The organism is Neisseria sp. P0021.S005, from assembly GCF_051956955.1.
On record NZ_JBQCWY010000403.1, the window covers coordinates 1 to 2,732 of the forward strand.

The 2,732-nt window shown below is 43.2% G+C and carries 4 protein-coding genes; all 4 read left to right on the forward strand.

Going from position 1 to position 2,732, the window contains the following annotated elements; genetic code table 11:
* Positions 1-5: 5 nt before the first annotated feature.
* The 4 genes from ACTHUE_RS14775 (at position 6) to ACTHUE_RS14790 (ending at position 2,675) form a co-directional block, all read left to right on the forward strand.
* Positions 6-1,220 (forward strand): IscS subfamily cysteine desulfurase, encoded by a 1,215-nt coding sequence (locus ACTHUE_RS14775; RefSeq protein ID WP_049329436.1) that lies wholly within the window; start codon positions 6-8, stop codon positions 1,218-1,220.
* A 106-nt stretch (positions 1,221-1,326) separates the two neighbouring features.
* Complete coding sequence (locus tag ACTHUE_RS14780; protein WP_225905478.1) at positions 1,327-1,749, forward strand: hypothetical protein; 423 nt, start codon at positions 1,327-1,329, stop codon at positions 1,747-1,749.
* Positions 1,750-1,753: 4 nt separating this feature from the next.
* Positions 1,754-2,356, forward strand: coding sequence for a Fic/DOC family protein (locus ACTHUE_RS14785; protein ID WP_070585710.1), 603 nt, complete (start codon positions 1,754-1,756; stop codon positions 2,354-2,356).
* Between the two features lie 190 nt (positions 2,357-2,546).
* Positions 2,547-2,675 (forward strand): hypothetical protein, encoded by a 129-nt coding sequence (locus ACTHUE_RS14790; RefSeq protein WP_256388723.1) that lies wholly within the window; start codon positions 2,547-2,549, stop codon positions 2,673-2,675.
* Positions 2,676-2,732 lie beyond the last annotated feature (57 nt).

Sequence of the window (2,732 nt, forward strand, 5' to 3'; positions counted from 1 at the left end):
AAACCATGACCGTCAAAACCCCCGTATACCTCGACTACGCCGCCACCACTCCCGTTGACCGCCGCGTTGCCGAAAAAATGATTCCCTACCTGTCCGATATTTTCGGCAACCCAGCCTCCAACAGCCATAGCTTCGGTTGGGAAGCAGAAGAAGCTGTAGAAAAAGCACGTGCAGACATCGCAGCCCTGATTAACGCCGACTCTAAAGAAATCGTTTTTACCAGCGGCGCAACCGAGTCCAACAACCTCGCCATCAAAGGCGCGGCGCACTTCTACAAATCTAAAGGCAACCACCTCATCACCGTAAAAACCGAGCACAAAGCCGTGCTCGACACCATGCGCGAACTCGAACGCCAAGGTTACGAAGTAACTTATCTGGACGTACAAGAAAACGGCTTGGTTGATTTAGACGTACTGAAAGCCGCCATCCGCGAAGACACCATCCTCGTTTCCGTCATGTGGGTAAACAACGAAATCGGCGTGGTTCAAGATATTCCTGCCATTGGCGAAATCTGCCGCGAACGCAAAATAATTTTCCACGTTGACGCAGCACAAGCATGCGGCAAAGTACCTGTCGACGTTGAAGCAGCCAAAGTTGATTTGTTGTCTATGTCCGGCCACAAAGTATACGGCCCTAAAGGCATCGGCGCCCTGTATGTACGCCGTAAACCACGCGTCCGCCTCGAAGCCCAAATGCACGGCGGCGGTCACGAACGCGGTTTCCGTTCCGGCACATTGCCGACCCATCAAATCGTCGGCATGGGCGAAGCCTTCCGCATTGCCAAAGAAGAATTAGCACAAGACACTGCGCACTACCTGAAACTGCGCGATATCTTCCTCAAAGGTATCGAAGGCATCGAAGAAGTCTACATCAACGGCGACCTCGAACACCGCGCTCCAAACAACCTGAACGTCAGCTTCAACTTCGTCGAAGGCGAAAGCCTGATTATGGCGGTCAAAGAACTCGCCGTATCCAGCGGCTCCGCCTGTACTTCCGCAAGCCTTGAGCCAAGCTACGTTTTACGCGCACTCGGCCGCAACGACGAATTGGCACACTCATCCCTGCGCATCACCTTCGGCCGCATGACCACCGAAGAAGAAGTCCAATTCGCAGCAGAACTGATTAAATCCAAAATCGGCAAACTGCGTGAACTGTCACCGCTATGGGAAATGTTCAAAGACGGGATTGATTTAAACTCAATTGAATGGGCGGCGCATTAAGATTGATGTCAAACAAAGGCTGTCTGAGAAAGTGAGTCTGATTTTTGAATACAGTAAAACACTTTTTATAGACAGTCTTGTAAGCTATTTTCATAGAAAGAATACCATGAAAGTTAAAATTATTAATTTGCCAAATGGTTATAAACGTATTATTTATGGAAAATATTTCGAACAATTTGACTTAGATTATGAACAAGATTTAGACGTATTAAAAAAAGATATTGAATTTGCTTTATCTGTTATTGAATACAATCGATCTATATTCAATAAATTCTCTTCCTTATTTAAGAGTAAAAATATTTTTGTTTATCAAGGAGGACATCATCTTGATATTATTGATCGTGATAAAGGAAGTTTGGAATGGTTAACTATTGAAGATCATTGGACAAAAGATGTTGATGATATCACTGGTTCATGGAAAATGGAGAATTTAGAAATTAGTCGACAAACTCAATATGCAATGCAACTTCTAAAGATTGGTAAAACAAATATTGAGAAAGAAATAAGAAAAATTAAACAAAGGTTCTAAAAAAATGAGTAAATACGGTGGTGAAGACATAATCTATATGAATGATGGTGTATTTAGAAATAAATTAGCCATTCAAGATCCACTTAAATTAGAAAAGGTCGAAAGAGACATTTCTGCTATTTCCGCCCAAAATCTGCTTTTGCAACCCATTACAGGCAATTTCGATTTGGCGCATTTACAGACCATTCATCGCGAACTGTTTGGTAATGTTTATGATTGGGCAGGAGAAATCCGGCGAATTGATATTTCCAAAGGTAATACCCGATTTGCCAATTTTGCTTTTATCGAAAACGAAAGCCGTACACTTTTGGAGAAGCTGCAAAGCGAAAACTATTTGCGGGGGTTGGATAAAGATAAATTCGCCGAGCGTGTGGCCTATTATTTGGGCGAGTTGAACGTCCTACATCCTTTTCGTGAAGGAAACGGCAGAACATTGCGCCTGTTTATGACGCAATTGGCAATAAAAAACGGTTTGCAGATACATTGGCAAAATATCTCTGCAGAACAAATGATTCAAGCCTGTATTCAGGCATACCATGTCGATAGCAGCTTATTGGCACGCCTAATTTTAGAAAATTTAGAACAATCGTCTTTTTCAGACGACTAAAACATCAACAAACCACGATATTTTAAGCAAGCGTAGGTTGGGGTTGGAAACCCAACGAGTCTATTAAAGCGCCTGAAATGTTGAGTTTAATAACCCAATCTACCTATAAATAAAAAAGGTCGTCTGAAAATCCCCAAAGACCTTTTCAGACGACCTAAAAGCCACCACATTAAAATCAAGGATACAACCCATGAACGAACAAGAAATCGACCTCGACAATCTCGACAATCTGCTCGAAGATTTTGACGACGTTACCGTAGAAGGCGGCGTTGATTCAGAGAATGATGACGGCTGCGAAGGCGGCGCGTGCAAAATCTAAACTTCAGGCCGTCTGAATATTCGTAAACAAACCATTTACACCACTAAAAACACAAAG

Excerpts from the sequence above, each read along its gene's own strand:
- ACTHUE_RS14775 (WP_049329436.1), top strand. The coding sequence starts at position 6 with ATGACCGTCAAAACCCCCGTATACCTCGACTACGCCGCCACCACTCCC.
- ACTHUE_RS14780 (WP_225905478.1), top strand. The coding sequence starts at position 1,327 with ATGAAAGTTAAAATTATTAATTTGCCAAATGGTTATAAACGTATTATT.
- ACTHUE_RS14785 (WP_070585710.1), top strand. The coding sequence starts at position 1,754 with ATGAGTAAATACGGTGGTGAAGACATAATCTATATGAATGATGGTGTA.
- ACTHUE_RS14790 (WP_256388723.1), top strand. The coding sequence starts at position 2,547 with ATGAACGAACAAGAAATCGACCTCGACAATCTCGACAATCTGCTCGAA.